This is a genomic window from Micrococcus sp. HSID17227 (assembly GCF_003989405.1).
Lineage (GTDB): Bacteria > Actinomycetota > Actinomycetes > Actinomycetales > Micrococcaceae > Micrococcus > Micrococcus luteus.
In genome coordinates, this window is sequence record NZ_RBLN01000148.1 from 1 (window position 1) to 5,260 (window position 5,260).

General features: G+C 73.9%; 4 protein-coding genes. 3 read left to right on the top strand and 1 reads right to left on the bottom strand.

Features of this window, described 5'->3' with window-relative positions; all coding sequences use genetic code 11:
• The first annotated feature begins 133 nt into the window (after positions 1-133).
• Positions 134-1,393, top strand: a complete 1,260-nt coding sequence (locus tag D8M29_RS08130) for a cystathionine gamma-synthase (RefSeq protein WP_036383880.1) — start codon at positions 134-136, stop codon at positions 1,391-1,393.
• A 119-nt stretch (positions 1,394-1,512) separates the two neighbouring features.
• On the top strand, positions 1,513-2,721 hold the full coding sequence (locus D8M29_RS08135; protein ID WP_095346306.1) for an amidohydrolase: 1,209 nt from the start codon (positions 1,513-1,515) through the stop codon (positions 2,719-2,721).
• Between the two features lie 40 nt (positions 2,722-2,761).
• On the opposite strand, the gene D8M29_RS08140 is transcribed toward D8M29_RS08135, so the two are convergent.
• Positions 2,762-3,391, bottom strand: coding sequence for a hypothetical protein (locus D8M29_RS08140; protein ID WP_036337595.1), 630 nt, complete (start codon positions 3,389-3,391; stop codon positions 2,762-2,764).
• A gap of 308 nt (positions 3,392-3,699) precedes the next feature.
• Between D8M29_RS08140 and D8M29_RS08145 the strand changes: the two genes are divergently transcribed.
• Positions 3,700-5,260: DEAD/DEAH box helicase (locus D8M29_RS08145; RefSeq protein ID WP_127445894.1), on the top strand; the 1,561-nt coding region annotated here is incomplete at its 3' end.

A 5,260-nucleotide genomic window follows, 5' to 3' on the forward strand; every position in this document is an offset into this window, starting at 1 on the left:
TTGGTGCTCGAGGCCGGCCGCGTCCAGGGCGTCGTCACCCTGCACGACGTCCTCGCCCACGTCACCGCCTGAGGCCGGCCGCGCCGGCCGTGCCCGCCCCACCCGACCCGATCTCTCCGAGGAGGCTCCTGAGATGACCGAGCAGAACGTCCACGAGGACCCGCACGCCACCACCCCCGACACCGGCGCCGAAGACGCCGCCGCCCACCCCCGGGGGGGAGGCTTCGGCACGCGCGCCGTGCACGCGGGCCAGCACCTGGATGAGGTGTTCGGCGCCGTCGTCCCGCCGATCCACCTCTCGAGCACGTACGCGCCCACGGCCGTCGGCGAGCTGCGGCGCGGCTACGACTACGGCCGCGGCACCAACCCCACCCGGGACGCGCTGCAGGAGCAGCTGGCCGCGCTCGAGGCCGGCGTCGACGAGTCCGGCGCGCCCCGGGCCACCGGCCTCACGTTCGCCTCCGGCCTGGCCGCGGAGACCGCGCTGATCATGGGCGCGGGCCGGCCGGGCATGACGATCGTGCTGGGCAACGACGTGTACGGCGGCTCCTACCGCCTCATCTCCCGCGTGCTCGCCCCCTGGGGCGTGGAGCACGTCGTCGTGGACATGGGGGACGCCGAGCAGGTCGCCGCCGCCGTCGAGCGCGCCGCCGCCACGGGGCCGGTCATGGTGTGGCTGGAGACCCCGTCCAACCCGATGATGAAGATCTCCGACGTCGCCGCGGTCGCCGAGGCGGCCCACGCGCACGGCGCCCTGCTCGTGGTGGACAACACCTTCGCGACGCCGTACCTGCAGTCCCCGATCGCCCTCGGCGCGGACGTGGTGGTGCACTCCACCACGAAGTACATCGGCGGCCATTCGGACGTGATCGGCGGGGCGCTCGTGATCCCGGATGCCGCACTCGCCGAGCAGGTGAAGTTCCAGCAGTTCGCGGCGGGGGCCGTGAACGGGCCCCTGGACGCGTACCTGACCACGCGCGGCCTCAAGACGCTCGGGGTGCGCATGGACCGCCACCAGGCCAACGCCCAGGCCGTCGCCGAGTGGCTCACCGGCCGCGCCGAGGTCTCCCAGGTGCTGTACCCGGGGCTGCCGGGCCACCCCGGCCATGAGCTCGCGCGGCGCCAGATGCGCGGTTTCGGCGGCATGGTCTCGTTGCGCCTGGCCGGCGGTGCCGCGGCGGCCCGCCGCGTGGCCGAGTCGACCCGCCTGTTCCAGCTCGCCGAGTCCCTGGGCGGCATCGAGTCGCTGATGAACTACCCGGCGGAGATGACCCACGCGTCCGTGGCCGGCACGGAGCTGGCCGTCCCGGACGACCTGCTGCGCCTGTCGGTGGGCATCGAGGACGCCGAGGACCTCGTGGCGGACCTGGAACGGGCTCTGGGCAGCCTCTGACCGGCCGATGTCCGCCAGCGGATTGGGGGCGGTTTTGGGCGGTATCCGCGTCGGATACCGCCCAAAACCGCCCCCAAAGCGCACGGGTGGGGAGCACCCGGCGGCGTAGTGTGACGGTCATGACCCTCACCGCCTTCGTCAACGCCCATGTCGTCCCCGTCGCCGCCGAGCCGTTCGACGGCACCCTGCTCGTCGAGGACGGCCGGATCACCGCGATCGGCCCCGACGTCGAGGCGCCCGACGGCGCCGAGGTGGTGGACTGCGAGGGACGCTGGGTGCTGCCCGGCTTCGTGGACGCGCACGTCCACCTGGGCATGCACGCCGAGGGCGAGGTCGGTGCGACCGCGGACGTCAACGAGATGACGGACCCCGTGATGGCCGGGGTGCGGGCGATCGACGCCGTCGACCCGAACGAGCCGGGCTGGAAGGACGCCCTGGCCGGCGGGGTGACCACCGTGAACGTGAACCCCGGCTCGGGCAACCCGATCGGCGGCCAGGCGGTCGCGTTGCACACCCACGGACGCACCGTGGACGAGATGGTGCTGCGCAGCCCCTCGGGCGTGAAGTCCGCCCTCGGCGAGAACCCCAAGAACGTCTACAAGGAGAAGGGCCGCACCCCGTCCACGCGGCTGGGCACCGCCCTCGTGATCCGCGAGGCGTTCCTGCGGGCGCAGGGCTACATGGCCCGCCGCGCGGAGGCCGAGCGCGAGGACAAGCCCTTCACTCGCGATCCCCACCTCGACGCCCTCGCCCTCGTCCTGGAGCGCACGATCCCCTGGCGCCAGCACTGCCACCGCACGGACGACGTCGCCACCGCCCTGCGCCTGGCCGACGAGTTCGGCTACGACCTCGTCCTGGACCACGGCACCGAGGCGCACCCGCTGGCCGGCCAGCTCGCGGCCCGCGGCGTGCCGGTGCTGATCGGCCCGCTGTTCACCACCAAGTCCAAGCCGGAGCTGCGGGGCCGCTCGATGCGCAACCCGGGGCGTCTGGCGCGGGCCGGCGTCGAGATCAGCATCATCACCGACCACCCGGTGGTGCCCATCGACTTCCTCGTCTACCAGGCCGCGCTGTCGGTGAAGGAGGGCCTGGACCGGGAGACCGCCCTGCGCGCCATCACCCTGCATCCCGCGCGCGTGCTGGGGCTGGACGACCGCATCGGCTCCCTCGAGGTGGGCAAGGACGCCGACCTGGTGCTCTGGTCCGGCGACCCGCTCGATGTCATGCAGCGGGCCCTGCGCGTGTGGATCGGCGGCCGTCAGGTCATGGAGTACGACCTCGCCACGGCCCGGCCCGTCGTCGCCTCCGCCCGTCCCGTGGAGGACTGAGCGGCGCCGCCGCCCGCCGGCGGGGGCGGGACGCGCGGGCTCAGCGCCGCAGGCGCGAGTGCACGGGCGGCAGCCAGACGAGCGCGGCGCCCAGGAGCATCACGACGGCGAGGATGATCAGCAGGCCGTTGGCCCGCAGGAACGCGGGGGCGGCCAGCAGGACGGCGATGAACGTCAGGGTCCCGATCGCCGAACGACGGCGGCGCAGCAGACCGATCCAGCCCCACAGGGACGCCGCGGCCAGCAGGGCGACGGCGGTGCCCATCGTGAACTGCCCCGTCGCGCCGCCCAGCACGCCCACCGACTCCATGCCGGTGAGCGGATCGATGACGGGCTCGCCGCTGTCCTGTGCGCGGGCCCCGTTCCAGAGGAACGCGCCCGCGATGCCGATCAGCACCACGGTGACCGCGAGCCAGTAGAGGCGCGCGACCTTCAGGAGCGGGTGGACGAGGCCGGCATCGGACTCGGCCGCGTCCCGCGCGGCCAGGTCGCGCTCGCGGTCCGCGCGACGCCGTCCCAGGCGCTCCTCGTCCTCGGCGGCGAGGCGGGCGCGCTCGGCGCGCAGCCGTGCGTCGTCGGCCCGCTGACTCTCCCGGAAGGACTGGGCGGCACGGCCGGCGGCCCGGCCGAGCCCGCGGGCGAGGGGGTGGTCTTCGCTGTTCTGGGGCACGTGCCGAGCCTATCTCCCCGGCCGGTGCGCGGCCGGGGTGTCCGAGGGCACAGCCCACCACGCAGTCCGGTGGCGTAGACTGATCAGACCGGATCCGGTCTTTCCCCTGTGATGAGTGAGCGTGGACGCGTGTGCCACGCCGGACTGCAGATGTCTGTGCAGATGTGTGTGCGGGCCACGAACGTCGTGGCCCTCGGGGGCTGCCGGGTGGACGGAATCATCTGACCCAGCTGGCCCCTGCGCCCCACGACGTCGACCCGCGACCGACGTCCTCCGGCGTGCGCCCGCGCATCCCCCCAGGAGGACCCATGTCCGACATCCTCGATCCCCAGACCACCGCCGAGGCGGAGACCGCCGCGCCCGTGGAGACCGCCCCCGAGGCGGAGACCGTCGCCCCCGAGCTCGCCGAGGCGGAGCAGGAGGCCACCGGGACCGTCCCGCAGGTCGACGCCGCCGAGCCCGCCGCCCCCGAAACCCCCGCCGAGCCCGCCGGCCCCACCTTCCTGGACCTCGGCCTGGACGCCCGCGTGCTGGCCGCCGTCGAGGACCTGGGCTACACCCACCCCTCGCCGATCCAGGAGGCGACCATCCCGCTGCTGCTGGACGGCCGCGACGTCGTGGGCCTGGCCCAGACCGGCACCGGCAAGACCGGCGCGTTCGCGCTGCCGGCGCTGTCCCGACTCGCCGAGACCACGGACGTGAACGGGCGCGCGGACACCCCGCAGGTGCTCGTCCTCGCCCCGACCCGCGAGCTCGCCCTCCAGGTGGCCGACGCCTTCGACGGCTACGCCAAGCACCTCGACGACGTCTCCGTGCTCGCCGTGTACGGCGGCTCCCCCTACGGACCGCAGCTGGCCGGACTGCGCCGGGGCGCGCAGGTCGTCGTCGGCACGCCGGGCCGCGTGATCGACCACCTCGAGCGCGGCTCGCTGGACCTGTCCGACCTGCAGACCCTCGTGCTGGACGAGGCGGACGAGATGCTGCGCATGGGCTTCGCGGAGGAGGTGGACCGCATCCTCGCCTCCACCCCGGACACGAAGCAGACCGCGCTGTTCTCCGCCACCATGCCCCCGGCCATCCGCCGCATCTCCGCCCAGTACCTGAACGCCCCGGAGGAGGTGGCCGTCGCCCGTCAGTCGACGACGTCCGCCACGATCCGCCAGCGCTACCTGCAGGTGGGTCACCAGTGGAAGTTCGAGGCCCTGAGCCGGATCCTCGAGACCGAGGAGCACGACGGCGTCATCGCCTTCGTGCGCACCCGTGCCGGCACCGAGGAGCTCGCCCAGAAGCTCACGCGCGCCGGGTTCAAGGCCGTGGCCATCTCCGGCGACATCGCCCAGAAGCAGCGCGAGAAGACCGTCGAGGACCTGAAGGCCGGCCGCGTGGACATCCTCGTGGCCACCGACGTCGCCGCCCGCGGCCTGGACGTCGAGCGCATCTCGCACGTGGTCAACTACGACATCCCGCAGGACGCCGAGTCCTACGTGCACCGCATCGGCCGCACCGGCCGCGCCGGCCGCCAGGGCGACGCCGTGCTCTTCATGACCCCGCGCGAGCGCTTCCTGCTCAAGCAGATCGAGCGGACCACCCGCCAGCAGGTCGAGGAGATGGCCGTGCCCTCCGTCGCCGACGTCAACGCGGCCCGCAAGCGCCGCTTCGCCGACGGCATCACCCGCACCCTCGAGCGCGCCTCGGAGGAGGAGCTGGCGGTGTTCGGTGAGATCGTCGCCGCGTACGTCGACGAGCACGAGGTCGAGCCGGCGCGTGTGGCCGCCGCGCTGGGCATGATGACCCAGGGCGGCCGCCCGCTGCTGGCCCGCGAGCAGGAGATCCCGTTCGGCGGCGCCCGCGGCCGCAAGGACCGCGACG

Excerpts from the sequence above, each read along its gene's own strand:
- D8M29_RS08130 (WP_036383880.1), top strand. The coding sequence starts at position 134 with ATGACCGAGCAGAACGTCCACGAGGACCCGCACGCCACCACCCCCGAC.
- D8M29_RS08135 (WP_095346306.1), top strand. The coding sequence starts at position 1,513 with ATGACCCTCACCGCCTTCGTCAACGCCCATGTCGTCCCCGTCGCCGCC.